This window comes from Parendozoicomonas haliclonae (assembly GCF_900174585.1).
In the GTDB taxonomy this organism is placed as follows: Bacteria; Pseudomonadota; Gammaproteobacteria; order Pseudomonadales; family Endozoicomonadaceae; genus Sansalvadorimonas; species Sansalvadorimonas haliclonae.
Genome location: NZ_FWPT01000039.1, coordinates 1 through 651, shown reverse-complemented (window position 1 = coordinate 651; position 651 = coordinate 1). Strand labels below are relative to the sequence as shown.

At 45.3% G+C, this 651-nt stretch carries 1 protein-coding gene and 1 pseudogene; both read right to left on the bottom strand.

The features are described 5' to 3' along the window. A pseudogene (locus tag EHSB41UT_RS24145) lies at positions 1 to 194 on the bottom strand (RNA polymerase factor sigma-54); the annotation flags it as partial. Positions 195 to 241: 47 nt separating this feature from the next. Next, entirely contained in the window at positions 242 to 400 is a 159-nt protein-coding gene (locus EHSB41UT_RS25090; RefSeq protein WP_207801063.1) for an ABC transporter ATP-binding protein C-terminal domain-containing protein, read from the bottom strand. Between the last annotated feature and the right edge of the window lie 251 nt (positions 401 to 651).

The following is a 651-nucleotide window of genomic DNA, read 5'->3' as shown; positions in this document are numbered from 1 at the left end:
TCGTTATCCTGAGGTTGCTGAGTGTCGATTTCGTCATGAAGATCGGTTTGCTCAAGCAGCGGGTTATTTTCCAGCGCTTGCTGGAGTTCCTGCTGAAGTTCCAGCGTAGACAACTGCAACAGACGGATGGCCTGTTGTAGCTGAGGCGTCATCGCCAGTTGTTGGCTAAGCCTGAGTTGCAAACCTTGCTTCATATTCAGAGTCGTTTTCTCCCGCTAGAGCAGCATAGCCCTCTACCCTATCAGAGTCTGAAGTCTTCCCCAAGATATACACGCTTAACGTGTTCGTCTTGCAGGATTTCTGTCGGCGTACCGTGGGCAATAAGGTGGCCCTGGCTCACGATATAGGCACGTTCACAGACTGCCAGCGTCTCACGGACGTTATGGTCGGTGATCAGCACGCCGAGCCCACGAGACTAGGCATGATCTCGTATGCCGTCTTCTGCTTGAAAAAAAAAAAAAAAAAAAAAAAAAAAAAAAAAAAAACAAAAAAAAAAAAAAAGCAAATCAACCAGTTCTGGAAAACATGTATGCATAGAAATATCATTACACAAGTTTGATGTGTGTCGCGTAGGAGTCACAGCAATGCCATATGTCAATGATGTGCATCATTATAGATGTATGTCAACAAGGATACGGACCAGAACATGTA